Source organism: Pseudomonas tehranensis (assembly GCF_014268615.1).
In the GTDB taxonomy this organism is placed as follows: Bacteria; Pseudomonadota; Gammaproteobacteria; order Pseudomonadales; family Pseudomonadaceae; genus Aquipseudomonas; species Aquipseudomonas tehranensis.
Window position 1 is genome coordinate 1 of sequence record NZ_JABWQV010000032.1, and the last position, 26,205, is coordinate 26,205.

Genomic DNA, 26,205 nt, shown 5'->3' on the forward strand with positions numbered 1-26,205 from the left:
TTGCTCCCGCTGGGCTGCGCAGCAGCCCCCTCTCAAAGACCACTCAATCAACCTGACCCACCGCGTTGCCGGGTTTCAGGGCCGCTGCGCGCCCCAGCGGGAGCAAGCTCCCTCGCCACAGGGGTTGTGCCAGCCTTACAACTCGATCTTGACGGCTTGGGAAGCCCGAGTCGCCTTGGCGCGGGCGGTTTCGATGGATTCGTCCCGTGCCAGGGCTACACCCAGGCGGCGTTGGCCGTTGACTTCCGGCTTGCCGAACAGGCGCAGGGCGGTGTCCGGTTCGGCAAGGGCGGCGCCGAGGTTGGCGAAAGCGGTCTGGGTCGACTGACCTTCCACCAGGATCACCGCCGAGGCCGATGGGCCGAACTGGCGGATCAGCGGGATCGGCAGGCCGAGGATGGCGCGGGCATGCAGGGCGAACTGCGACAGGTCCTGGGAAATCAGCGTCACCAGGCCGGTGTCGTGTGGGCGCGGCGAGACTTCGCTGAACCACACCTGGTCACCCTTGATGAACAGCTCGACGCCAAACAGGCCGCGACCACCCAAGGCCTCGGTCACGGCTTTAGCCACGCGCTCGGATTCAGCCAGGGCCACCGGGCTCATGGCCTGAGGCTGCCAGGATTCCTGATAGTCGCCCTTTTCCTGGCGGTGACCGACCGGTGCGCAGAAGGTGGTGCCGCCAACATGGCGCACGGTAAGCAGGGTGATTTCGTAGTCGAAATCGATGAAGCCTTCGATGATCACCCGACCCTTGCCGGCACGGCCGCCTTCCTGGGCGTAGTCCCAGGCTTTCTGCACGTCATCGGCACTGCGCAGCAGGCTCTGGCCCTTGCCCGAGGAACTCATCACCGGCTTGACCACGCACGGGAAACCCAGGGTTTCAACAGCCTTGCGGTAGTCTTCCACGGTGTCGGCGAAGAAGTACGGCGAGGTCGGCAGACCCAACTCTTCGGCGGCCAGGCGCCGGATCCCTTCGCGGTTCATGGTCAGTTGCGCGGCGCGGGCGGTAGGGATCACGGTGAAGCCTTCAGCTTCCAGTTCCACCAGCGTGGCGGTGGCGATGGCTTCGATTTCCGGCACGATGAAGTGCGGCTTCTCGGCCTCGATCACCGCGCGCAGGGCCGCGCCATCGAGCATGTTGATCACATGGCTGCGATGGGCCACTTGCATGGCCGGCGCGTTGGCGTAGCGATCCACGGCAATCACTTCAACGCCCAGGCGCTGCAGTTCGATTACCACTTCCTTGCCCAGCTCACCGCTGCCACACAACAAAACACGGGTCGCGGTGGGCGACAATGGAGTTCCGATACGGGTCATCTGAAGGTCCTCAAACAGGAGCGGAGCATCGAGGGTCGCGCGCCGGGCGAGCTTCCCATGGGGAGAAAGCGCGGCATTTTACATGAACCGCAGGTTTTGGCTTCAGCCGGCGACGGCCTGTTTGCGCAATCGCCAGGCCATGATCAGCCACACCGCCGTGACCCCGGCGAATTTCGAGACCAGCGCGGTGATCACCACGGCCGGTGTCAGGGCATCGATCATGCCGAAGAAAATGAAGGTGTCCAGGGGAATGCTCAGGGCCGAACTGATCCACAACCGGTCATGCAGCGGACGTTTGGTGATGGAGAACACCAGCCAGTCAATGCATTCGGATACTGCGAACGCCGTGGCGCTGGCCAGGGCAATGGTCGGGTCGGAGGTGACGTAGGACAACACCAGCGCCACCAGCATCGCCACGATGGCGCCATGGCCGAATCGGGTTTGCACCATGTCCCGCAGAATGAACACCAGACCACCCCAGGCTGACCAGATGATGTCCAGGTGCGGCGCGGCGGAAAACGCGAAGTTGATCAGCACGACGCTGCTGATGTAGGCGATCAGGAAAAGCATGGATTGGGGTACCTGGGTGGGTGTGAATCAAACATTCAAGAGCAACGTTAACCCTGTGGCGAGGGGATTTATCCCCGCAGGGCTGCGCAGCAGCCCTGAACCTGACAACTCGGTGCGTCAGGTAGATTAAGCCCGCTACTTCTGGGGCTGCTGCGCAGCCCAGCGGGGATAAATCCCCTCGCCACAGGGTTTGGGTCCAGTCAGTGAGGGCAGGGTACTTCAGCCAGTGGCGCTGGGGCCAGCCGCGCCCCCCTCAATCCTGCTCGCTGCCTTCTGCCTTCCAATACCCCACCGCCTTGACGAAATCCTGATCCAGCCCTTTCTCCTCCAGCAACACCTTGCGGATCTGCCGCGATACCTTGCTCTCGGTGGCGACCCAGGCGTACAGCCTGCCGCCCGGCATTTCCAGCTGCTGCACGGTAGTCAGCAGGTTGTTCTGGCGGCCTTCGCGCAGCACCCAGATCACGTGTACTTGCGCGGGGCTGTGAAGGATTTGCTGCTCGGCGCCGTTTTCCACTTCCACCACCACCAGCGCCTGGCGGTTGGTCGCCAGGTTTTCCAGGCGACGGGCGATGGCGGGCAGGGCGGTTTCGTCACCGATCAGCAGGTAGTGGTCGAAGATGTCCGGGACAATCATCGAGCCCCTCGGCCCGGCGATGTTGAGGTATTGCCCGGGCGTCGCCTGGGTCGCCCAGGTCGCGGCAGGGCCATCGCCATGAAGCACAAAGTCGATGTCCAGCTCCAGCGCCTGCAGGTCATAACGGCGCGGGGTGTAGTCGCGCATTTGCGGCATCGGGCCCTGGTCCTTGCCAGCGCCGGGGGCGAAGTTTTCCAGGGCGGCATGTTCCTCGGCGTTCTGTGGGAACAGCAGCTTTACGTGATCGTCGCTGCCCAGGCTGGTGAACCCGGCCAGTTCCGGCCCGCCCAAGGTGATGCGGCGCATGCGTGGGGTCAGGTCCTGCACGCGCAACACTTGCAGACGGCGGCGCTTGATCTCGTGGCTGACACGGTGAATGGTGTTTTGATCGACTTCAGTCATTGGCTGGACTCCGAAACAGGTGGACGGTCGGGACCGTCGATAATGGCTTTGGCGGTGTTGTTGAGCAGGTCGCGAATCCGCAGGGTTTCTTCCGGGCTCCACCGGCCATGGTGTCTGTGCAGCGCATTGCGCAGGTTATACACCGCTTGGTGAATTTCCGGGGGGCGGTCTTGGCCGCGCAGGGAGCGCTTGCTCGCTTCAATGCGCATGCGTACCTCATTCAGCGCCGGGGCCTGGTCTTCAAGGAATAGACGTCCGGCGTCGGTCACGCTGTAGCGTTTTTTTCCTCCTTCGGCGCTGCCGGCGATCAATGCGCCCATTTCCAGGAAGGTCAGCGTCGGATAGATCACGCCGGGGCTGGGGCTATAGGCGCCGTCGAACATGTTTTCGATACGGCGGATCAAATCGTAGCCGTGGCAAGGCTGTTCGCCAATCAGCGCCAATAACAGCAGCTTCAGGTCACCGGAGGCGAAGACGCGTGGTCCACGACTGCCACGTTCACGGCCCGCGGGGCGTTGTTTGAAACCGTCGTGCTCATCGTGTTTTTGGGGGACTGTCATATGCCTGCTCTCCGTTCTGCATAAGATAGAACTGAGATATATCTTTATCCGTAGATATATCTTTGACGCTCGATATATCTTGGAACTAAGATATATCTAAGTGGGGTTCGAATTGTTTTATAAAAGATAAGACCTTACCCGAATCCCTTGCCTGTACGGGCGGCAAAATAGGCAACTGTCTGAATTTGCAGTGTTCAGTCCTGGGTGCGGGTTGCATGTGTGGGTTGTTTCTTACATCCAAACTTCGTTTTTATATAAAGCTGCGTATTTTTCGTTATTGCGCATGTCGGTTTTACTACGTGTCTTTGAGAATAGGCCTGCTTATTTTTAATTAAAGAGAGTTGATCATGCTCCGGCGTTGAGGTCCGGCCAGGCTGTAGTGGGGCTGAAACTTCAATCCTTCTCTTTATGCTATGAACAGGTGTCAAACATGCTCAAACAAATCGTATCCGGTACTGCTCTGGTCGCCGCTGCCCTGAGTTCCTCGCTGGCCTTCGCTCTGGACGATGCCCGCTCCTCTATTCATATCACCGCGACGATCCCCACCAAGCAGTTCCACGTACTGCCACGCAACCCTGACTTCGGTAAGGATGAAGTCATGAACTACAACCCGGTGACCAACACCTTGAGCACTTTGCGTCAGACCTTCGACGTGAAGAACACCGACGGTTCGGTCCACGCCTATCTGTTGGGTGGGCAGGCTTCGCTGACCAACGGTACGGACGCCATTCCGTTGCTGACCCGGTTCAACAACGTCACGCTGACCGAGTTCCCCCAGGAAGTGGTGTCTGACGCGGCATCCACTCCAGGAACCCAGGCCGACATGCTCATCATGGCCTCGACCGTGCCTCTGGAGAGCCAGGTCGGTCAATACACCGCCGACTTCACCGTCATCTTCGACGCGGTGCCTCGCCCGTAAACCCTTCACTGCCCGATCAGGCTTTTCTCCTCCTGCGGGCATGAACGCAGGTCGGCCGCCCGGCCGGCCTGTACCTGGAACGTCCCGTTAGCTTGCTGATATGAGAATCCGTTGATGTTTGCGATGACACCCATCGTGGGTGCGCTGGCGCTATTGTTGTGCGCCAGTGCATGGGCTGCGCCGACTGCCCCCGGTACGACGCCGAGAAGTCTGTTGTCCCAGGCCAAAGGGCTGCCGGAAGAATTTGAAGCGCACTTTTTCGATGTGCCTCTGGCGGTTCGCATGGAACTGGATCAACAGTACCTCGGCGAAGCCATGGTGGTGTTGACCCGTGATGATCGTATGACCTTGCTCGAATTCACCGACACCCAGGACAGCCCGATCCCGGCCGTTGAGCGGGAGCAATGGGAGCAATTGCTGAAACAGGGGCGCGCCTTGGGCGCCTGCGAGGCCAAATGCACGTCGGGACTGCTGGCGGTGCATTACAGTCTTGAACATTCACTGGTCTCGATCCTCACCGAAAAGGTCGAGCGCGGTACCGTGGAAAAGCGCTATTACGATCAGCCACAGGAGGGCAGCCTGGGCTTGATCCTCAATAATCAACTCAATCTCAACGGTGGTCAGGAGCAGGACACGGGCGGGCGTTATGGCCTCAATGCCAGTTCCAGCATCGGCAACTGGACCCAGTCGTTCGACCTGCAACTGTCGCGCCTGGGCGGACCGGACGATAAGCTCTACCACGCCGTTCATGAGCTGCACACCCAGCGCGAGATGCAAGACAGTTTTTTGCGCCTGGGTTATTTCATGCCGGGCTCCGATGGCCTTAACCGTCAGATCCGTTCGTTTGGGGCCAACCCGGATACTGCGCTGGGGGTCATGTACGGCAGTTCCGACAGCCTGGTGATCAATAATCCCAAGCCCAGCGTGTACCCCATTTATGTCACCGCCAGTCGTCAGGCGGCGGTGGAGATCTACCGCAACGGCCTGTTGATCAATACCCAGGCCGTCAGCGCCGGCTTGCAGAGCCTGGATACCCGGCCATTGCCCGGCGGCATCTATGAAGTGGAAGTGCGGCTGATCGAAGACGGGCAGACCACCGCCACCTCTCAGGAGCTGGTCTACAAGCCCAATAACTGGCGCAGTGCTGATGATCGCTGGCGTTACAACCTGTTTGCCGGTCGCGAAACAAAACTGCTGAGCAACTGGGACGATCAACCGTCGGGCTTCACGACTGCCGGGGTCGGTCTCAATTACTTGCTGCACCCGCGAGTGGTGTTAGGGCTTTCCACGCGCCAGGTGCAGGACAAACTGCAGTACGGCACCTCGGTGGACTGGACGCTGCCCAACAACACCAGCCTGTTTGCCAACGTTTACCAGACCGAGCAATACGGCACCGGTATGGACCTGCAGGCGCTGTACAGCTACGGTCTGGGCAGTGTGGTGGCCAGCCATAATCGCAGTTGGCTGGACACTCGCAACACCTACGAAATCCTCCCTGACGGCACCCGTATCCGCCAGCGCGACGTGTTCGTCGGGCAGACCAGCAACTCGTCGCTGTCAGTCACCCATCGACTGAGCAATAAATCGTCGATCAACGGGCGGCTGTTCTACAGCGAAGGCAATGTCCAGGGCACCGGTGTGGATCTGGGATGGACCCAGCGCAGCAAGCTTGGCGGCAGCGATGCCAACTGGCGGTGGTCGGTGTTCGACCGTCCGGGCACCTCCAGTACCGCCGATCGACGTAATCGCGGCGTGGACCTGAGCGTCAGCGTGGCCTTGGGCGGGCCGGGTGAGTATTGGTCGGGCAGCATTGGCACCCGCACCTCCCGTGACGGAACGCGGGACAACAATGGGTCGCTGACCTATCGCCGGGATCTGCAGGATCACGTGCTGCAAAGCGTGTCCGCCACGGTGCTGGCCGATACCTATGGCGTGGGCCTGTCCGGCCTCGCCAGTTTCGACACCGATACGGTGTACGGCGACGGTTTTATCCAGCGCTCTTCCTACAACGACAACCTCACCGGTGGCTTGAACCTCAGCAGCACGGTGGCCGTGGGTGGCCAGAAAATCGCCTTTACCGGCCTGCCCCAGAGTGGCGGTGCGGGCATGATCGTCGATGTGGAAACCGACCTGGACGATATCGTCCTGCTCGCCGACGACCTGACGGGTGGCAGTACCACGTTGCGTGCGGGCCGTAACTTCGTGCCCATCACCGCCTATCAGAACAGCCTGCTGACCTTCGACTTCGACGGCGTGCATCCACCGGCGGCCAACATCGAGCCTTCACGCAGCCGCTACCACTTGAACAAAGGGGGCGTGGACTACCGCAAAGTCAGCGTGATGAGAAGCGTCACCGTGCTCGGTCGCCTGCTGGACGCGCAGGGTCAGCCGCTCAAGGGCCATCACGTGATCAACCATGCCAGCCGCGGGGTCAGCGAGGTGGACGGTTTCTTCTCCATGGAGATGAACGCCAGTTCCCCGACGCTTGAAGTGCGCTACGGCAATGACTTGCTCTGCCAGTTTCGCCTCGACCCGGATAACGCCAACAGCGAGGGCGATGTGTTGATGATCGGTGACTTGCGCTGCACGCCAGACACCCTGGCCGACCGCAACAACCCGATCGAGACGGCGGGTTGAACCTGATCCTGGCGCGCCGGCCAGCGTGGTGCGCCCTTCAATATTTCAAGCAGTGTTACGTGAAACGGTCGCCATCGACCGACTTCCATTCATGAGGTTTTGGTAATGAAGCGCTTATTGGTTCTGTTTGGTGTGTCGCTGTTTTCGCTGATGGCCCAGGCCGGGCCGCAAATTAATGTCGGGGTGGTTTACGACTATCTCGAAGGCGACAAGAGCACCTACATGAAACGCATCTTCAACGGCGGAACATCCACGGCGTTCGTCAAGGTCGACATCCTGGAGATTCTTTACAACGACGACGGCAGCTACCTGGAAGTGCCGCTGCAGGACCAGGACGGTGTGCTCGCCAGGAATGGCCTGATGGCCAGCCCTGCGCGCCTGATCGTACCGGCCAACGGCATGCAGGGCACGCGTCTGCTGTTCATGGGGGACCGCAGCAAGGAGCGTTACTTCCGGGTTCGCTTCGTACCGGTGGTGCCAGAGGCCGAGGACGAGTTCGCGATCAGCGCCGAGGAACGCGAGGATTATAAAAACGAACGCATCGCCGCCGGGGTGAAAGTGCTGGCCGGCTTCGGCACGGTGTTTTTTGTGCGGCCCAAGGACACCCGTTTCGAGACGGTCATTGATGACAGCGCCGGTCGCTACCTGCTGCGCAACAACGGCAACAGTGTGGTGGTGATCGATGAGTTCAAGGATTGCGCCGCGCAAACAGACAACGATTGCCGGCCGACCACCAAGCACCACGTCATGGCCGGTCGCACCTTTTCGTTCGACAAGGAGCCTGGGCGTGAATACCGCTTCAGCCTGATCGAAGGCCGCGAAGAGAAAGCCGTCGAGATCAAAGGCTGACGGCATGCTGACGCCACAGGTAATCAATATGTTCAAGACACTGCTACACACCCTCGTGTTCACCGCGTTGACACTGCCGGGGTTCGCGGCATGGGCGGCCGTGGAGCGGGAAACGTTCGAACTCGTTGTCAGCATTCCGACCACCGAATTCCACGTGCTGCCGGTCGATCCGCAACTGGTCGAGCGCGAACAGCCGATGCTGTTCAGCACCCTGACCTCCGGGCTCCTGCCGCTGCGGGCCAATTACGAAGTGAAGAACATCAACGGGGCCATCGGCGCCCGTCTGGGGCAAGAGGCGTTCCTGTCCAACGGCCGTGAGCGCATCGACCTGCAGGTGAAGTTCAACAACGTCCAACTGACCCTGGATTCGGCCCAGGTGGTCTCGGCCGCCGAGGCCCGGCCCGGTCGGCGCGTGGGGTTGGAAATCATCGCTATCAAGACCGATGAGGAGTATGCGCCTGGGGATTACTACGGCACGGTGCATATGGTCTTCGATGCCATCGCGCCGTAGGGCGGTTGTCGTTATTGGAGTGGGAAAATGAGTGGTTCAAGTCTTTTTGAGCGTGGTGTTGGGGTGTGCCGTACGACGGCGGTGCTGGCCTTGCTGTTCGCGGGCATGCCGACGGCCAGTGCCCTGACCCAGGAAATCAGTGCGATTTTCCGGCCCGACCCGGCGAAACCCATGGAGAACAAGTTCACCAACACCACGCCGGTGAGTGGATATTGCGCCCAGCTCCCAAGGGAGTGCGAAATTGCGGGTATGTTCAGTATCCGGATGCCCATTACCTTTGATTCATCCAAGGCGATTGAGGCCAATCACAGTGACTATCGGCAAGGCGCCACATTCAAAGTGCCTTCCGATTGGCGCCCGGTAACCGTGATCAATTCGGGCACGGGCGAAAGTGAAGTGGTTGAAATTCGAGTATCCGGTATCGGTTCACAATATCGACTCAGCGTCAGCCCGGTCGAGCTGGTGGGGGGAGGCAGTGTCTATGGGGCTCATGAAAAACTATGGGGTAGCGCTTGGGTGTATGCACCTGCACCGTGCCGTTACAGTGGTGTGGGGCTCTACAGCACGTACCAGTACGCTTTTTTCTGGAAGGCTCCGCAACAAGCCGCTTGTTCTAAACAGGCCAAGTACCGGGTGCCCGACATGAGGTACACCTATCTGGATTTCGCGTACGAACTGCGCACCCCCAACCCCTTGAAAATGTCGGCCGGTCATTACACCGGTACGTTGAGCTATAGCGTTGGGCCAGGGCAGGACTTCGACATGGGCGATGTCATGCTCCCGAACGACTCAGTGATCTCGCTCAATTTCAATCTTGAGGTTCAACACACGCTCAAAGTCGAAGTGCCTCCTGGCGGTAATAAAGTCGTGCTCGAACCCCAGGGTGGCTGGCAGGCCTGGTTGAATCAGGGGCGAAAACCGACGCGGTTGTTTCGTGACCAGACCTTCCACATCTCAGCCTCGTCGCGTTTCAAGATGGGCCTGCAATGCCAATTCGCCGGTTCGAGTGATAACACCTGCCTGCTCTGGGCACCCAGCTCCGGCCAACTGGTGCCGGTGAATATCAGCGTGACCTTGCCCAACGGCTTGACCGACGCTGCCGGCCAACCGGTCAACCGCCGCCGACTCTATCTCGATGGCAGCGGCACCGAGTTGTTCCAGCCGGGGCATTACATCGACCGTCGGCCGGGGACGGTGCATTTTGAAGTCGCTCGCAACCAGGTGGAAGAAATGCTGGCCGGGGAGGCAAAGAACTACATGGGCAACGTGACGGTGATCTGGGATTCGGAGGTTTAGATGACCTTCTGTGGGAGCGAGCCTGCTCGCGATGACGGCCGCACAGTCAACATCACCGCCAACTGACCCACCGCCATCGCGAGCAAGCTTTGCTCCCACAGTTTGCTTTGTCTCCTCACTTTGCTAACACAGTGGGGTGATTCAATGGCCTGCCATCAACGGCTGGCACTGGGTATGGGTCCCCGGTTGCAAGTACGGTGAGAGGAACGGCGCCATGCCTTTGAGCACTTGTACCGGCAAGGCCGAGGTGAATTTGAAATTCTGCGCCGAAGCTCCCGGCACATAGGCGGTAAGGGTGCCGAAATGGCTGTCACCGATGTAGAACACAAAGGTGGCGGTGCGGTTGATCGACTTGGAGCTGATCACTCGCCCACCGGCGCCAACCGCTTCGATGCGGTTGTCGCCAGTGCCGGTCTTGCCACCCATCGATAACGGTGTGCCGTCGGCCAGGGTGAAACTGCCGGCCACCCGTTTCGCGGTGCCGGCATCGACTACCTGGGACAGCGCACCGCGCAAGGCTTGCGCCACTTCCACCGGCATCACTCGTTTGCCATTGTCCGGGTCGCTGATCAGCCGCGTCTCATAAGGGGTATTGACGGCGAAGTCGAGGCTGTCGACGCGCAGCGCCGGGAGCCGGATACCGTCGTTGAGGATGGTGCCCACCAATTCCGCCAGGGCGGCGGGGCGGTCGCCGGAGCTGCCGATGGCGGTGGCCAGCGACGGCACCAGATGGTCGAACGGGTAGCCGACTTTCTGCCAGCGTTGGTGAATATCAAGGAAGGCCTCGACTTCCAGCATGGTGCGGATACGACTGTCCCGGGCGCTCTTGTGCCGGCTCTTGAACAGCCAGCTATAGACCTCCTGGCGTTCGAACCGGCTGGCTTTGACGATCTGGCTGAACTTGGCATCGGGATTGTTCAGCAGATAACCCACCAGCCACAGATCCAGCGGATGGACTTTGGCGATAAAGCCCTGGTCGGGCAGGTCATAGCGGCCCGGTCCATAGCTGCTGTAAAGCCGTTCGAGGCGTTCGTCGGTGAGCTTTTCGGCGCTCTTGGCCGACTTGAGGTGCGAACGCACAAAGTGGTTGAAGCTTTCCTGGCTGTCGCCGGGAAAGAAGTAACGGTGCACGGCGGCCAGGCGGATGGCCGTGGGGCGCATGCCGTCGAGGAAGGTTTCCAGACGCTGGCCTGTGTCCTTTTTCTGGTACTTCTTCCAGAACTTGAGCAGGAAGGTGGTGCCTTCGCGGTCGGCAAACTGGGCCAGATACTCTTGGCGGCGCGGATTTTTGTCGTCCTTGAGCAGCTCCGAACTGTTGTCGGGGCCCGCGTACGTGGCGTAGCGCACCAGATCACGCATCAGGCGAATGAATGGCAGGTTGATCGACTCGCGCAGGGCGTCGCGCAAGGTGGGATTACGGCCGTTATCTTCTTTACGGAAATTATTGAAGGTGTGCAGCCCGCCGCCGGTGAAAAACGCCTCGCCGGGGCTGGCCGAATAGGTACGATCCAGCGCCGCCTCAAGCATCGTCGGCAGGTTGCGATCGCTGTGCTGGATCAGGTAATCGACGGCCCAACGGGAGAGGCGGTCCTGGTCGGCGATCTCGGCTTTTTTCAATGTTGCCGGGGTTTCGTGGGCATAACGTTCGTGCAGTTCGGCGATGATCTGCAGGTAGGTGGTGAGCACCCTTAACTTGGCGGTGGAGCCCAGTTCCAGTTTGCTGCCTTCGTTGATATCGAAGGGTTGGTCGGTGCTGTCGGTCTGCACGCGCACGCGCGAGCCGTCCGGAGTCAGCTCCAGCAGGGTGAAGCTGTAGCGCACCTGGGCGGTGCTGGTAGGCGTCAGAAGACGTTCGCCCATCAGGCCGATTTCGGCAGCGAACGCCGGGTCCGCCAAGCGCTTGAGGTAATCGGTGGCCTGGGTCTGCAAGTCGTTTTGCAAGGTGCTGGTGGCGGAGAGGTCCAGGCGATCGAGGTCATAAAATGAGCGGTTGAGCAGCGTGGCAAGACGACTGCGGGCGGCGCTGATGCCTTTGTTGATTTCGTTGGGCTGAATGGTGGGTTGCTGCACCCAGTCACGATAACTGACCTTGCTTGCCAGGGTCGCCTCGGCCAGCGAGGCATCAATCACGCCGTTCTGGGCCAGCAGGCGGACGTGGCTGTCGGTCAGGCGCGCCAGCTCGTCACGGCCTTTGGACAGGTAATAGGAGGGGCGGCGCTGGGCGATCATCAACGACAGCATTTCCCGCAGGGCCAGGCCTTTTTCCGCGAGGCTGCCAGGATCTGTCGCGGTGCTGGACAAGCGTTCGTTGGCACGATTGAAATCGGCGCCGTACCAGACCCGCAAACCTTCGGCCATGCCGTGGACTTCGCCATGCCCCGGTACGGCGGAGAGCGGCACGCTGTTGAGGTAATCACGGATGACTTTCTGCCGAGCCTCAAGGGTCTGTGGGCCGGCCTGATAGGCACGCACACTGGCGGAAATCATCTGGCGGATTTTCTCCGCCCCCGACCCGGTGAGGCCATCGGCGGAGTGGCGATATTTTTCCAGCTGCGTCGCCAGGGTACTGCCCCCGGCGGACTGCCCTGGCAAACTCAGGAATTTGGCCACCTGGGACCACGCCGCCATGCCGAAGCGCGGCCAGTCCACCGCCGGGTTGGCCTGGGGGTGTTTGGGGTCGAGCAAAAAGCGGTTCTCGATGAACAACAGGCTTTGCACCACCACGGGAGGGATGGCTTCGAAGCTGGCGTACAGTTGCTGCGGATACTTGAACTGGTACAGCGGCGCGACGCGGCAATCGGTGATGGTCAGGCCGGCCTGGATCTTTTCTGCATAGGGGGCAAACAGGCCCTTGTCGACGTAATTCATCAAGGCCGGGGAGAAACGTGCCTGGGCCTGAATCACATAATCGCGCTTGAGCAACCGCGGCAGGAACTCACCCAGCGAGCTATAACCCAACCGCCGGTCGAACGGGCCCGCCCCAGGGTAGACGATGGCATCGCTTGGGCCCGGTTGCACCGAATAGGTCAGAGACGCGGCGTACCGGCTGATCTCCCGGGCCTGAAACCTGGACGTGCGCATTTCCTTGGCCACCGCCAGGCCGACCACCACCACGATAATCAACAGCAATAACCAGAACGCTCGCCAGCCATGTCCTGCCCGGCGTTTTTTTTGAGGTAAAGGTGCTTCTTCCATACGTTCAGTCGGGCCCACAGGTTTACTCGAATCGGTTTGCCATAACGCGCCCATAGTCGACTGATCCATTCACGCATTGATCGGGACTTGCTTGAAGCTTAGACGGTGGTGGCGCGGGCGGCGGGAAATTGTGGAGACCGTATGTAAGAGACGGTTGTTGTTTCTCAATGGTTGATGGGCTTTTGTGGCGAGGGAGCTTGCTCCCGCTCGGCTGCGCAGCAGTCGCAACGGATGCATGGCTGAGCAGTATTCCAAGGTTGAAAATCCGGGGGCGGCGGCGCCACCCAGCGGGAGCAAGCTCCCTCGCCACGGGGACTACGCTGCTCTCGGAAACGTCGTTCAAATATCAAAGCATCGAGTCAGTCCGGGCGAGGCTACCGTAAGGAGGTACCCCTACCACAGGAAGCCAAGGAATGCGTCCTCCACACCCAAACTCTCATCGATTGCGTCGCGGACGCTCCTCGGAATGGGGACGAGGCTACCTCGTCACTACGGTCGTTCACCAACGCATGCCCCTCTTCCAGGACTGGCGATTGGGACGCTTACTGGTGGCAGAACTGCGCCAGGCTCATGAACGAGGTCAGGTTGATTCGCTGGCCTGGGTGGTCATGCCGGACCATCTGCATTGGCTCGTGCAACTGGAGCAAGCCCAACTCACTCATGTCATGCAGGCCGTCAAATCTCGCAGCACCCTGGCAATCAATCGAGCAACGAATAGAAAAGGTGCCTTCTGGCAAAGCGGTTTCCACGATCGTGCGATCCGCGACAACCAGGACCTGCGGCCCGTCGCCCGGTACATCATCGCTAATCCGCTTCGCGCAGGGCTGGTGGATCGCATTGGTGATTATCCGCTGTGGGACGCGATATGGCTCTAGTTGCTTTGGTTGCTTTGGTTGCTCTTGTGGCGAGGGAGCTTGCTCCCGCTCGGCTGCGCAGCAGACGCAACGGGTGCATGGCTGAGCAGTATTCCAAGGTTGAAAATCCGGGGGCGGCGGCGCCACCCAGCGGGAGCAAGCTCCCTCGCCACAGGGGCGGTGCAGGCCAAGAACCGTGCGCTAGAGCCCTCGGCATGTGCCCGGGCATGACGCTGCACCATCGCTGTGCAATACTCGGCGCCGTTTTACGAATTGGCTGTAATCCCAGGCAATACGTCTCCATAGGTGGGTCTATGGATGAGGTTTATCCCTGATTTTCCCTGGTTTTACAGTGAAACTCTCTGCCTCTGGCTTTTTATACTGCACGACCCGCTGATCCTGCGGCTTTTGTTCTACAGGACGGTCTGTCCACAAAACAGACCCGGTTTCGGCAAGGTGGCAGGCCTATCGGCTTGCGGCTTTGGAGACTCGGTGGTCAATCCAATAACAAAACGAGGTTGTATCCCTATGCCTGTCGGCAATCATCTGCCCCATGGCGAGACCGCTCAGGGTGGTCCGCTCAAACGTGAACTCGGCGAGCGGCATATCCGCCTGATGGCGCTCGGCGCTTGCATCGGTGTCGGGCTGTTCCTCGGCTCGGCCAAGGCCATCGAAATGGCCGGTCCGGCGATCATGCTGTCCTACATCATTGGCGGCTTGGCGATCCTGGTGATCATGCGCGCCCTCGGTGAGATGGCGGTGCACAACCCGGTGGCCGGTTCGTTCAGTCGCTATGCCCAGGATTACCTCGGGCCGCTGGCGGGCTTTCTGACCGGCTGGAATTACTGGTTCCTGTGGCTGGTCACCTGCGTGGCGGAAATCACCGCAGTGGCGGTGTACATGGGTATCTGGTTCCCAGACGTGCCGCGCTGGATCTGGGCCCTGGCGGCACTGATCAGCATGGGCTCGATCAATCTGATCGCGGTCAAGGCCTTCGGTGAGTTCGAGTTCTGGTTCGCCCTGATCAAGATCGTCACCATCATCGCCATGGTCATCGGCGGCGTCGGCATCATCGCCTTCGGGTTCGGCAACGATGGCGTGGCCCTGGGTATTTCCAACCTCTGGACGCACGGCGGTTTCATGCCCAACGGCGTGCAGGGTGTGTTGATGTCCCTGCAAATGGTGATGTTCGCCTACCTGGGCGTGGAGATGATCGGCCTGACCGCCGGTGAGGCGAAGAACCCGCAGAAAACCATCCCCAACGCCATTGGTTCGGTGTTCTGGCGGATCCTGCTGTTCTACGTCGGTGCGCTGTTCGTGATCCTGTCGATCTACCCCTGGAACGAGATCGGCACCCAGGGCAGCCCGTTCGTGATGACCTTCGAGCGCCTGGGTATCAAGACCGCCGCCGGCATCATCAACTTCGTGGTGATCACTGCTGCGCTGTCGTCCTGCAACGGCGGCATCTTCAGTACCGGGCGGATGCTCTACAGCCTGGCGCAGAATGGCCAGGCACCGGCTGGTTTCGCCACCACCTCGGCCAACGGCGTGCCGCGCCGTGCGTTGCTGCTGTCCATCGCCGCGCTGCTGCTGGGCGTGCTGCTCAACTATCTGGTGCCGGAAAAAGTCTTCGTCTGGGTGACCTCCATCGCCACCTTCGGTGCCATCTGGACCTGGGTGATGATCCTGTTGGCCCAACTGAAATTCCGTAAAAGCCTGAGTGCTTCGCAACGTGCGGCCCTGAAATACCGCATGTGGCTGTACCCGGTCAGTTCATACCTGGCGCTGGCATTCCTGGTGCTGGTGGTGGGCCTGATGGCCTACTTCCCGGACACCCGTGTGGCCCTCTACGTGGGCCCGGCGTTCCTGGTGCTGCTGACGGTGCTGTTTTATACCTTCAAGTTGCAGCCCACTGGTGATGTGCAGGGCTCGATGGATACCGCTTCATAAATTGCCGGCAATAAAACGAAAAGCCCCGGTCGGATGATCGGGGCTTTTTCTCAAGGGGATATCCCTCCTACCGTGGAGGATCCTGTCTCATGCCTGATGGTACTGCCGTCAAGCGGCGGCGACTTCCTGCGGCTCAAAACTGTCCGCCCGCGCCATCTGCCACATCCTCGAATAAAACTCCCCATTGACCTCACCCGTCAGCAATTCCCCCGGTTTCAAGAACACATGCAACTGGGAGAACAGCTTGATTTCAGTGGCGGACATGCGGCGGACCAGATGTTTGGGTTGCAGTTGTGAAGGATGGTCGAGGCCGGCGGCGGCGAGCATTTCGGCCAGGGCCTTGAGGGTGTTGCGGTGGAAGTTGTAGACCCGCTGGGCTTTATCCGGCACAACCAGGGCGTGCTGGCGCAGGGTGTCCTGGGTGGCGACGCCGGTAGGGCATTTGTTGGTATGACAGCTTTGGGACTGGATGCAGCCGATCGCGAACATGAAACCCCGCGCGACGTTGGCCCAGTCGGCGCCGATGGCCAGGACGCTGGCGATGTCGAAGGCGCTGACGATTTTACCGCTGGCACCGAGTTTGATCTTGTCCCGCAGGTTCAGGCCCACCAGGGTGTTGTGGACGAACAGCAGACCCTCGCGCAACGGCACGCCAATGTGGTCGGTGAACTCCACTGGCGCTGCACCCGTGCCACCTTCCTTGCCGTCCACCACGATGAAGTCGGGCAGGATGCCGGTTTCCAGCATGGCCTTGGCGATGCCCATGAACTCCCAGGGGTGGCCCAGGCAGAACTTGAAGCCCACTGGTTTGCCACCGGACAGTTCGCGCAGTTGCTGGACGAACTGCATCAGTTCGATCGGTGTGGAGAAAGCACTGTGGCGTGACGGTGAAACGCAGTCCTCGCCCATGAGGATGCCACGGGTTTCGGCGATTTCCCGGGTGACCTTGTGCTTGGGCAGAATTCCGCCATGGCCGGGCTTGGCGCCCTGGCTCATCTTGATTTCAATCATCCGCACCTGCGGGTTCTGCGCTTGGGTGGCAAAGCGCTCCGGGTCGAAGCGACCTTCACGGGTGCGACAGCCGAAATAGCCGCTGCCCAGTTCCCAGGTCAGGTCGCCGCCGTGTTCGCGGTGATAAGGGCTGATGCTGCCTTCGCCCGTGTCGTGGGCGAAATTGCCGAGCTTGGCGCCCTGGTTCAACGCCCGAATGGCGTTGGCGCTCAGGGAACCGAAGCTCATGGCGGAGATGTTGAACACCGACGCTGAATACGGTTGGGTGCATTGCGGTCCGCCAACCGTCACCCGAAAACCGCTGGGGTCGCTCAACGGAGCCGGGCGCATGGAATGACCGATGAATTCGAAACCGGTCTGATAAACATCGATCAGGGTGCCGAACGGTTTGTCGGCGCTTTCGTTCTTGGCCCGGGAGTACACCAGGGAACGCTGTGCGCGCGAGAAGGGCAGGGCGTCGCTGTCGGATTCGAGCAGGTACTGACGAATTTCCGGGCGGATACCTTCGACCAGATAGCGGATATTGCCCAGGATCGGGTAGTTGCGACGCACGGCATGGCGGTTCTGCAGCAGGTCGAACAGTCCCAGCAGACTCAACAGCCCGGTCACCAGTGTAAATGGCCAGAGCCAGTCGTGTTGCAGAAACGGCAGGCTGGCGAGGGTGAAGATCACACAGCCAGCAAAAAAGGCGTAACGGCTCAACAGAGACAGGCTCATGCGGTTTCCTTGCGGTTGAACGTTTGATGGGGGATAGGGTACTCAGGAACACAATCCGTGGCGAGGGAGCTTGCTCCCGCTGGGGCGCGAAGCGGCCCTGAAACCCGGCGACGCGGTGCGTCAGGTTGATTGAGTGGCCTTCGGGAGGGGCTGCTTCGCACCCCAGCGGGAGCAAGCTCCCTCGCCACAGGTGTATCGTTCCCTCACCACAGAAACAGTGGTTGTACCGAGCCTCTCAGACCGCCTGTTTCATCTGCCGCACCGGCAACTCCACGCGGAAGGTGGTACCCACCCCAACCTCGCTGCGCACGGTGATCTCACCGTTGTGTTTTTTCACGATGCCGTAGGACAGTGAAAGTCCCAGCCCCGTGCCCTGGCCGACAGGTTTGGTGGTGAAGAACGGGTCGAAGATTTTTTGCAGTGTCTCAGGCGGCATGCCCGAGCCGTTGTCGGCGACTTCGATCCACACCGTGTCTTCTTCAACGCCGTTGCGCAGGGTGATGGTGCCACGCTCGGGACCGATGGCCTGGGCGGCGTTGACGATCAGGTTCATGATCACCTGGTTGATCTGCGACGGCAGGCATTCGACTTCCGGCAACGGGCTGTATTGCTTGACCACGTCGGCCTTGTACTTGATTTCATTGGCGACGATGTTCAGCGTCGAATCCAGGCCTTGTTGCAAATTGGCCATCTGCCATTCCTGGTTGGAGTCCACGCGGGAGAAGTCCTTGAGGTCCTTGACGATCTGCCCGACCCGGCTGATGCCGTCCTTGGACTCTTTGATCAGCAGTGGAATGTCCTCGACGAGGAAGTCCAGCTCCACCTGCTCGCGCAGCTTTCTCAGGTTCACCACCAGTTCCGGCGAAGCAATGGCTTGCTCGGCACTGTCATAGGCCTGGAGCATTTCCTGAAGTTTGCCAAAGTAGCCATCCAGGGCGCCGAGGTTGGATGAAATGAAACCGATCGGGTTATTGATTTCGTGAGCGACCCCGGCGGCCAGTTGACCCAGCGAGGCGAGTTTTTCCGATTGGACCAGTTGAGTTTCCAGCAGCTTGCGTTCGTCGATTTCCATCTGCAGCAGAGAGCTGGCCTGTTTGAACGCCTGGGTCCGCTGCTCCACCAGCTCCTCGAGTTTGCTCATCTGCAATTGCGCGCGGGAAGTCATTTCCCACTTGGTGGTCAGGGTGTTGGCCATTTGCTGGACTTCGATGTTGTCGAAGGGCTTCTTCAGAATCAGCAACCGGTCATGGCCATTGAGGCGGTCCAGCAGTTCGTCCCAGGAATAGTCGGAGTAGGCGGTGCAGACCACCACTTGCAACAGTGGGTCGTGCTTCCAGAGTTCCTCGATGGTTTTGGCGCCATCCCAGCCCTCGGGCATGCGCATGTCGACAAAGGCCAATGCATAAGGGTGCTCCGTTGCGAGCGCTTGCAGCAGTTTGTTCAGACCCTCCTGGCCGCCGTAGGCCGAGTCGAGTTCGAATACGGTGCCGGCCGGTTTCGGTGCGTCGCCGAACAAGGCATTTTCCATGTCCAGCAAGTCGGTATTGACCTGATCCTGCGGCGTGAGAATCTTGCGGAAGTCGTCATGGATGGCAGGTGTATCGTCGATCAACAAGATGCGGCGGTTGCTCAGATTATTCATGCTCACCTTCCGCGAGTTTCAAGGGCAGTTGCAACACGAACGTTGCTCCTGTGCCTGGCCCCTCACTGTGAGCGGTGAGGTGGCCGTTCATTTCAATGGCCGCCAGAGCGCAGCTGTGCAAGCCGAACCCGTGGCCCTCCTTACGGGTGGTAAAACCATGGGCGAAGATACGCGTCATGTTTTCCGCCGGGATGCCTTCGCCTTCATCCTTGACGCTGATCTGCAGGGTTTCATCATTGATGACCGTGGCCTTGAGGGTCATGTTCCGGGCGTGGTTGGAAACCCCCGCCATGGCGTATTTGGCGTTGCTGATCAGGTTGATCAGAATCAGCAGCAAGCGATGCTTATCGCCCATGATTCGGGGCACGTCACCGTATTCCTTGAGCACCGTCACGTGGTGGCGGGTGAGGGCGCCGGAGTTCATGCGCAGGGCGTCTTCAAGCAGTTCGCTGACCACCAGGGGCTCCACCAGGCTGTTGGCACCGGCATAGGACTGCTGGGTGGAGACGATATCCTTGATGTGATCCACGCTCTTGCTCAACTGCGCCAGCTCGTCGGTAAGGCCTTGCTGTTCGACCGCGATGGCTTCCACCAACTGGTTCAGATAGCCGGGCAACAGCTTGCCTTTTTCGTCTTCGGTGAGGAAGTGCCCCAGGTCGTGGGGGTGTTCGTTGATCAGTTGCATCGCCTTGCCCAGCCCGAGGGCCTTGCTGCTGCGCAGTTTACGGCTGATTAGGTCGGCGGAGATGTTCACGCTGTTGAGTACGTTGCCGACGTTGTGCAGCACGTTGGTGGCGATTTCCGCCATGCCAGCCTGACGGGCGGTGTCCATCAGTTCGCTCTGGGTGTCCTTGAGCTGGCGGGTGCGTTCTTCGACCCGTAGCTCCAGCTCGTCGTTGGCGGTTTGCAGAGCGTTGTTGGCCCGTTTGGTTTCGGCGAAGCTGCGCATCAGTCGGATTGCCAGCCAGATCAGGATCAACACCAGAAGCGTGGCGAAAACCAGCAGAAGAATGTGGTTGCGCTGATACTTGGCGGCCGCTTTCTCCTGGTCTTTGTCCAGCAGGCTGGTGATGGTGTCCAGCCGACCGGCCACGGGAATGGCTTCGATTCCCTTCAATAAGTCATTGACCATGGGTTGTTCGCGCAGGATCAGCGCGATGTGCCTGCTCAGGATATCGACGGATTTTTGAAGTCCCTCCGGCAGGCGCTCCTTGTTGACGTCCAGCCGGTTCAGGCCCAGCAGCACTTCGGCGGCCTGCTCACGGGTGGTCAGATGGGCGAACTCCATGGCGCTGAGCAACAGGTCGTAGGTGTCGATGGCAACGTTTTGCAGTTGCAGTTTGTCGGCGTCCGAAAGTTGGCCGAACTGGGCCTGGATGTCATCTTCGGCGGTGGGCAGGAAGGCGAGGGAATTGCGCAGTACCGCATTGTGGGATTTGAATCTTTCCACCAAGCGGGTTTTTTCCTTCACCGCCTTGAGGTATTCGTCGCGCTCCTGTTCCCAGCTTGACGGTACGTGGCGAGCCGGATCCGACTCAATGGCGTCGAGGCGTTGCCAGAGCCGCGCCATCTCATTCAAGGGCGAGACCAGGGGATCGTAATTGTCGCTCAGGGCCATTCGGGACTTGAGGACTTCGTTGTCCCAGATAGCGTCCTGCTGCTTGAGCTGGCGGACCAGGTCCCGGGATTCAATGTACGAAGCGGCCTGCTGCGCGCCCGACTGGATGTACATGAACAGCAGGATCGAAGCCAGCAATAGACCGATGAACAACAGGCCGAGGCGACGGAGAACGGTCATAGAGGTTTGCCCTCCCATTCGCCGGTCAGGGTCTTGAGGAATTCGACGATCAGTTCCGTGTCGTTCTTCATGGGCTCACGGCCCAACTGGTACTTGAACATCACCTCCACGGCACGCTCCAGGGTCGGTGCAGAGCCGTCATGGAAGTACGGTGCGGTGACGGCGACGTTGCGCAGGCTGGGCACCTTGAAAACCTGACGGTCGCTTTCGTCGCCCGTAACATTGAAGCGCCCCTCGTCGGCGGAGCTGGGATTACCCCGGTCCTGGAAATAGTCACCCATGACGCCAAACTTCTGGAACATGTTGCCGCCGATATTCACACCCTGGTGGCAGGCGATACAGCCGTATTCCTTGAAGCGCTGGTAACCGAACTTTTCCCGGGGCGTCAGGATGTCGGTATCGCCCAGCAGGTACTGGTCGAAACGTGAATTCGGGGTCAGCAGGGTGCGTTCGTAGTCGGCCAGGGCGCCCTGGATGTTGGCCTGGGTCACGCCGTCGGGGTAGGCATCGTCAAAACCCCGGGCGTAGTCCGGGTCCTGGCCGATGCGCTGGAGCACCGTTTTCCAGGTACTGCCCATTTCCGCCGGGCTGGTCACGACGATGTGCACCTGTTCTTCCAAGGTGTCGACGCGTCCGTCCCAGAACTGATGAAAGTTCAGGCTGGCGTTGAACACCGTGGGGGTATTGAACTCCACCGGTTTACCGTCGAAGCCCAGGGAAAACGGTTTGTCGTCGGCGCCACCCTTGCCCAGGCGATGGCAACTGGCGCAGGACAGGGTGTTGTTGACCGACAGCCGCGGGTCGTTGAAAAGCCGCAGGCCCAACTGGACGCGTTTGGGGTCCAGGGTTGGAATGGGGGGCAGCGGTTTGAGTGGTTCATCCAACGGTTCGGCGTGAACGGTCACGCTCAATCCCACCAGCAGGCCGAGAGCCAGAATCAGTCCATGTGACGCCATGGGATGCTTTCCTTGAAACTTTTGGTTTATGGAACTCAGCTGTGTTCACGCAACCGGGTTGTGGCGTTGTTCCCACTCGCTCATCCACAGGGCAAAGGCTTGTGGTTCCACGGCCTTGCTGAAGTAATACCCCTGGGCTTCCTCGCACTGGTGAGCCTTGAGGAACTCCAGTTGCTCAAGGGTTTCCACGCCTTCGGCAATGATGTGCAAGTTCAGGCTCTTGCCCAGGCTGATGATGGTGCTCACCAGCTTTGCGTCATTGCTGTCGATGCTCAGGTCGCCGACGAACGACTGATCGATCTTCAACACATCCACCGGAAATTTCTGCAGGTAGCTCAGGCTCGAATAGCCGGTGCCGAAATCGTCGATGGCCAGCCGTATCCCCAGGCGCTTGACGGCCTTGAGGATGGCGACGGTGGTGTCGACGTTCTGCATCAGCACGCTTTCGGTGATCTCCAGTTCTAACTGTGTCGGGTCGAGACCGGTTTCCTTGAGGGTCCGGGCGATGCCTTCGACGAAACCGCGCTGGCGAAAATCGATGGTGGAGACGTTAACCGACAGGTAGAGCGGGCGCATGCCATCGGCTTGCCAGCGACAGGCCTGCTGGCAGGCTTCCTGGAGCACCCATTGGCTCAGCGGGACGATCAGGCCGCTGTCTTCGGCCACGGGGATGAAGTCCGACGGATAGATCAAGCCGATGTCAGGCCGGTTCCAGCGCACCAGCGCTTCGGCGCCGACCACTTTGCCGCTCCTCAGATCGATCTTGGGCTGGTAGTGCAGCACGAACTCCTTGCGTTGCAGGGCCAGGCGCAGGCCCGATTCGATGGTTTGCTGCTGTCGCGCCCGACGGTTCATGTCTTCAGTGAAAAAGCGGTAGTCGTTGGGGCCGGTTTCCTTGACGTTGCGCATCGCCGTTTCGGCTTTTTTGATCAACGCCACGGCATCGAAACCGTCGGCCGGATACATGCTGATGCCCAGGCTTGCGGTGACGGTCAGGTCATGTCCGTCGATGGGGTGGGGCGTGCTGATGGCCGTCAACAGCTTGTCGGCCACGCCTTTGGTCTGTTGCGAGTCGGTGATGTCTCCCAGTATCACCACGAACTCATCGGAGCCGTAGCGAAACACCGAGTCGGATTCACGCACTACCGTTGCCAGCGCCCGGGCCACCCGCTTGAGCATTTCGTCGCCCACCGGGTGCCCCAGTGCGTTATTGATACGCTTGAAACGGTCCATGCCGATGAACATCACCGCCAGTTGCCGGTCGTGGCGACGGCACTGCGCCATGGCCTGGGTCAGGCGATCACCGAGCAACATGCTGTTGGGTAACTCGGTGAGTACGTCGTATTGCAGCAAGTGGGAGACTTTCAGCAGCTCCTGGACCCGCTCCTCGATGGTGCGCTCCAGGCTGCGCATTTTTCTCGCCGCATCCTGGGCCAGTTGCCATTTCCAGGTCATGGCGCTGGCCATCTGGCGGATTTCCAGGGTGTCGAAGGGTTTCTTCAGGATCAGCAACTGATCGTCGAACTCGATGCGTTCGGACATGGTTTCCCAGGAGTAATCCGAAAACGCCGTGCACAGCGCGATTTGCAGCCGTGGGTCGGCCTCCCACAAACGCTCGATGGTTTGCAGGCCGTCCCAGCCCGGCGGCATGCGCATGTCGGCGAACACCAGCGCATAGGGCTGGCCTTCGGCCTGGGCGCGCTTGACCAGCTCCAGCGCCTCTTCGCCCTGATAGGCCGAGTCGATCTGAAATTGCAGGCGGCTGACCTGAGGCGTGCCAAACAGCAGGCTTTCGGTGTCATCCAGCGAGTCGTCGCTGCCGGCGCCCGGGCTGAGGATCTTGCGAAAGTCCGAGTGGATCGCCGGCGTGTCGTCCACCACCAGGATTCGCCTGTTCGCAGGCACCGACATGGGATTCATCGATCGCTCTCCTATAGCTGGCTGGCAGGCCGAGTCCAATGGTCCGTCACGGGAACGATGGTGCCGGCCTTGAGCAATTCGGCGGCTTGGCCACTGTCGACGGCAGTGCTGAAGTAATGCCCCTGGGCCTGCATCGCCCCACCGCTGGACATCAGCGTGGTGCGTTGCTCCTGGGTCTCGACGCCTTCGGCAATGATCCCGATGCCCACATCCCGGGCGAAGTTGATGATCGCTCGCAGCGTCATCGCGTTTTCGGGGTCGGCGTTGGCGCTGTCGAGAAAGCGTTGGGCGAGCTTGAGATGGTTGACCCGGTAGGTCTTGAGGTAATCGAACGAGGAATACTCGGTGCCGAAATCATCGATGGCAATTTGTACGCCCAGTTCGCACAGACGGGGCAGCACGTCGTTATGGGTCCACTTGGTTTGCGCCAGGGTGGCCTCGGTGACGTCAAAGCGCAGATCCCAGGGGGCCAGTTCCCAGCGGGCAGTGGTGCGTAGCACGTCATAGATCAGCTCGGGACCGGTCTTGAGTTGCGTCAGGCTCAGGTCGATGGCGATCACCGGGGGCGCCATGCCCTGGTCCCGCCACTGGCGCATCTGTTGACAGGCCTGGTCCAGCACCCAATGCCCCAGGCCAATGATGATCCCGGATTTCTCGGCGGCCGGCATGAACGACGCCGGCTCCAGCCAGCCTCGCTCAGGGTGGTTCCAGCGCACTTGCACACCCATGCCCAGGATTTTTCCGCTGCCCAGGTCGACCTCCGGCAGGTAGTGCAAATGCAGCTCGTTGTTTTCAATGGCCTGGCGCAGGTCATTGGCCAGGGCGACGCGGTCAGTGACTTCCTGGTTAATCTCCTCGTTATGGAAATGGTACTGGTTGCGGCCCTTTTCCTTGGACCGGTACAAGGCCATGTCGGATTGAGCCATCAGGCTGTCGGCGCTTTGGCTTTGGGAGGAATACAGGCTGATGCCGATGCTCACGGAGATCCGCACTTCGTTGCCGTCCAGGGAGTAGGGCGCCACCAGGGCATCGCGGATCTTGGCGGCCAGGGCGGCGCAATGGGTCGCTTCGTGGACATCCAGTTGCAGGATGGCGAACTCGTCGCCACCCAGGCGTGCTACCACGTCGTTTTCCCGGGTACAGCCCTTGATGCGTGCGGCGACCTCCTGCAGCAGCAGGTCGCCGATCGGGTGGCCCAGGGTGTCGTTGATCCGCTTGAAATGGTCCAGGTCCAGGTAAAACATCGCAAACGGTGCCGCCCCCCGGCGAGCCGCGGCAAAGGCTTGATGCAGACGCTCGATCATGGTGGCGCGGTTGGCCAGCCCGGTCAGGCCGTCAGTGCGGGCCAGCAGGGCGATTTTCTCCTCGGCCAGCTTGCGTTCGGTGATGTCGAGAATGATGCCTTCCACTTCCAGCAGCAGGCCCTGTTCGTTGCGCACCGGAATGTAGCGGTTTTCCACCCAGCGGAACGTACCGTCGCCCGTGCGCATGCGGAACTCGATGGACGCCCCCGCCGTGTCGCGGTTCAAGACGCGGACCATGGCATCGTCGATCTTGCCCTGGTCGTCGGGATGGATCAGCGTTTGCGCCCAGTCCGGCGAGTTGACCAGTTGCGCCGCGGCGTGGCCGAACTTGGTGATGTTGTGGGAAATGTACATCAGCGCGAACGGCGGCTCGCCACGCAGGCGATAGAGGATGGTCGGGCTGTTCTGCACGATGATGTTGGCGTCGGCCAGTTCCCGCGTGCGCTCCTGCACCGCGCGTTCGAGCATGTCCATTTTCAGCGCCGCGTCTTCGGTCATCTGCCATTTGACGGTCAGGGTACTGGCCATCTGGCGAATCTCGATGGCATCGAAGGGTTTTTTCAGGATGAGCAGGCGGTCGCCCAGTTCGAGGCGCTCGGCGATGTCTTCCCAGGAGTAATCCGAATAGGCGGTGCACAGCGCCACTTGCAGCTTGGGGTCGACGCGCCACAGCCGTTCAATGGTTTCAAGGCCGTCCCAGCCAGGGGGCATGCGCATGTCGATGAACGCCATGGCGTAGGGTTTGCCCTCGGCCAAGGCAGATTCCACCTTGTTCAGGGCTTCCATGCCCTGGAAGGCCGAATCGAGCACGAAACTCTGGCTGACAACCGCCACAGGCGCGCCGAACAGGGCTGCTTCAGCGCTGCTCAGGCTGTCCTCGAGGGTAGCATGGGGGCTGAGGATCTTACGAAAATCCTCGTGGATCGTCGGAGTGTCATCGACGATCAGGATCCGCCGGTTGGCCCTTTCCGTCGGCAGGCTCATGGCCGTGCACCGTCGCGATGCTGACTGTTGAACCGTGGATACATCTGATATCCCTTCCGTTGGCATGAGTATTCTGGCCTGTACTTGGCCCTTCATGGTCTACAGCATAGCTGTCTCATTGGGATGCGCTCGGCCGGTCAAGGCAAAATCGTGTCTAAATTCACGCAATCTACTAG

At 60.3% G+C, this 26,205-nt stretch carries 18 protein-coding genes; 7 read left to right on the top strand and 11 right to left on the bottom strand.

The window, feature by feature from the left end; genetic code table 11:
* Positions 1-135: 135 nt before the first annotated feature.
* The 4 genes from purT to HU811_RS08640 form a co-directional block, all read right to left on the bottom strand.
* A complete protein-coding gene (purT, locus tag HU811_RS08625) occupies positions 136-1,317 on the bottom strand; it encodes a formate-dependent phosphoribosylglycinamide formyltransferase (protein WP_092393570.1) in 1,182 nt (393 codons plus the stop codon).
* Between the two features lie 102 nt (positions 1,318-1,419).
* On the bottom strand, positions 1,420-1,887 hold the full coding sequence (locus HU811_RS08630; RefSeq protein ID WP_186655305.1) for a preQ0 transporter: 468 nt from the start codon (positions 1,885-1,887) through the stop codon (positions 1,420-1,422).
* Positions 1,888-2,140: 253 nt separating this feature from the next.
* Entirely contained in the window at positions 2,141-2,926 is a 786-nt protein-coding gene (locus HU811_RS08635; RefSeq protein WP_186655306.1) for a siderophore-interacting protein, read from the bottom strand.
* Complete coding sequence (locus HU811_RS08640; RefSeq protein ID WP_186655308.1) at positions 2,923-3,486, bottom strand: PadR family transcriptional regulator; 564 nt, start codon at positions 3,484-3,486, stop codon at positions 2,923-2,925. The genes HU811_RS08635 and HU811_RS08640 overlap by 4 nt, the downstream gene beginning before the upstream one ends.
* Positions 3,487-3,916: 430 nt before the next feature.
* Here HU811_RS08640 and HU811_RS08645 point away from each other — a divergent pair, with 430 nt between their 5' ends.
* The 5 genes from HU811_RS08645 (at position 3,917) to HU811_RS08665 (ending at position 9,698) form a co-directional block, all read left to right on the top strand.
* Complete coding sequence (locus HU811_RS08645; RefSeq protein ID WP_092393557.1) at positions 3,917-4,405, top strand: CS1 type fimbrial major subunit; 489 nt, start codon at positions 3,917-3,919, stop codon at positions 4,403-4,405.
* Positions 4,406-4,519: 114 nt separating this feature from the next.
* Positions 4,520-7,042 carry a TcfC E-set like domain-containing protein gene (locus tag HU811_RS08650; RefSeq protein ID WP_186655311.1) on the top strand — a complete coding sequence of 841 codons (2,523 nt, stop codon included), beginning with the start codon at positions 4,520-4,522 and terminating at the stop codon, positions 7,040-7,042.
* Between the two features lie 105 nt (positions 7,043-7,147).
* Complete coding sequence (locus HU811_RS08655) at positions 7,148-7,891, top strand: molecular chaperone (protein ID WP_186655313.1); 744 nt, start codon at positions 7,148-7,150, stop codon at positions 7,889-7,891.
* 28 nt (positions 7,892-7,919) lie between these two features.
* The gene (locus tag HU811_RS08660) at positions 7,920-8,402 is read left to right on the top strand and encodes a CS1 type fimbrial major subunit (RefSeq protein WP_186655316.1); all 483 of its coding nucleotides are present in this window, start codon (positions 7,920-7,922) and stop codon (positions 8,400-8,402) included.
* A 27-nt stretch (positions 8,403-8,429) separates the two neighbouring features.
* On the top strand, positions 8,430-9,698 hold the full coding sequence (locus HU811_RS08665) for a hypothetical protein (RefSeq protein ID WP_437179485.1): 1,269 nt from the start codon (positions 8,430-8,432) through the stop codon (positions 9,696-9,698).
* 141 nt (positions 9,699-9,839) lie between these two features.
* Here the strand turns inward: HU811_RS08665 and HU811_RS08670 are convergent, their stop codons facing one another.
* On the bottom strand, positions 9,840-12,947 hold the full coding sequence (locus tag HU811_RS08670; protein WP_186655318.1) for a transglycosylase domain-containing protein: 3,108 nt from the start codon (positions 12,945-12,947) through the stop codon (positions 9,840-9,842).
* A 359-nt stretch (positions 12,948-13,306) separates the two neighbouring features.
* Here HU811_RS08670 and HU811_RS08675 point away from each other — a divergent pair, with 359 nt between their 5' ends.
* Together HU811_RS08675 and HU811_RS08680 are read left to right on the top strand one after the other, a co-directional pair.
* On the top strand, positions 13,307-13,768 hold the full coding sequence (locus HU811_RS08675) for an REP-associated tyrosine transposase (RefSeq protein WP_186655320.1): 462 nt from the start codon (positions 13,307-13,309) through the stop codon (positions 13,766-13,768).
* Between the two features lie 507 nt (positions 13,769-14,275).
* Positions 14,276-15,697, top strand: coding sequence for an amino acid permease (locus tag HU811_RS08680; RefSeq protein WP_186655321.1), 1,422 nt, complete (start codon positions 14,276-14,278; stop codon positions 15,695-15,697).
* A 108-nt stretch (positions 15,698-15,805) separates the two neighbouring features.
* Here the strand turns inward: HU811_RS08680 and HU811_RS08685 are convergent, their stop codons facing one another.
* The 6 genes from HU811_RS08685 to HU811_RS08710 form a co-directional block, all read right to left on the bottom strand.
* Positions 15,806-17,425 carry an FMN-binding glutamate synthase family protein gene (locus tag HU811_RS08685; RefSeq protein ID WP_186655323.1) on the bottom strand — a complete coding sequence of 540 codons (1,620 nt, stop codon included), beginning with the start codon at positions 17,423-17,425 and terminating at the stop codon, positions 15,806-15,808.
* Positions 17,426-17,660: 235 nt separating this feature from the next.
* Positions 17,661-19,067 carry an ATP-binding protein gene (locus HU811_RS08690; protein WP_092456436.1) on the bottom strand — a complete coding sequence of 469 codons (1,407 nt, stop codon included), beginning with the start codon at positions 19,065-19,067 and terminating at the stop codon, positions 17,661-17,663.
* Complete coding sequence (locus tag HU811_RS08695) at positions 19,060-20,865, bottom strand: DAHL domain-containing sensor histidine kinase (RefSeq protein ID WP_186655324.1); 1,806 nt, start codon at positions 20,863-20,865, stop codon at positions 19,060-19,062. The genes HU811_RS08690 and HU811_RS08695 overlap by 8 nt, the downstream gene beginning before the upstream one ends.
* Positions 20,862-21,821: a cytochrome-c peroxidase gene (locus tag HU811_RS08700; protein WP_186655325.1), complete on the bottom strand. Its 960-nt coding sequence runs from the start codon at positions 21,819-21,821 to the stop codon at positions 20,862-20,864. Before HU811_RS08700 ends, HU811_RS08695 begins: the two co-directional genes overlap by 4 nt.
* Positions 21,822-21,866: 45 nt before the next feature.
* Positions 21,867-23,741 carry a putative bifunctional diguanylate cyclase/phosphodiesterase gene (locus HU811_RS08705; protein ID WP_186655326.1) on the bottom strand — a complete coding sequence of 625 codons (1,875 nt, stop codon included), beginning with the start codon at positions 23,739-23,741 and terminating at the stop codon, positions 21,867-21,869.
* An 11-nt stretch (positions 23,742-23,752) separates the two neighbouring features.
* On the bottom strand, positions 23,753-26,029 hold the full coding sequence (locus tag HU811_RS08710; protein WP_186655327.1) for an EAL domain-containing protein: 2,277 nt from the start codon (positions 26,027-26,029) through the stop codon (positions 23,753-23,755).
* Between the last annotated feature and the right edge of the window lie 176 nt (positions 26,030-26,205).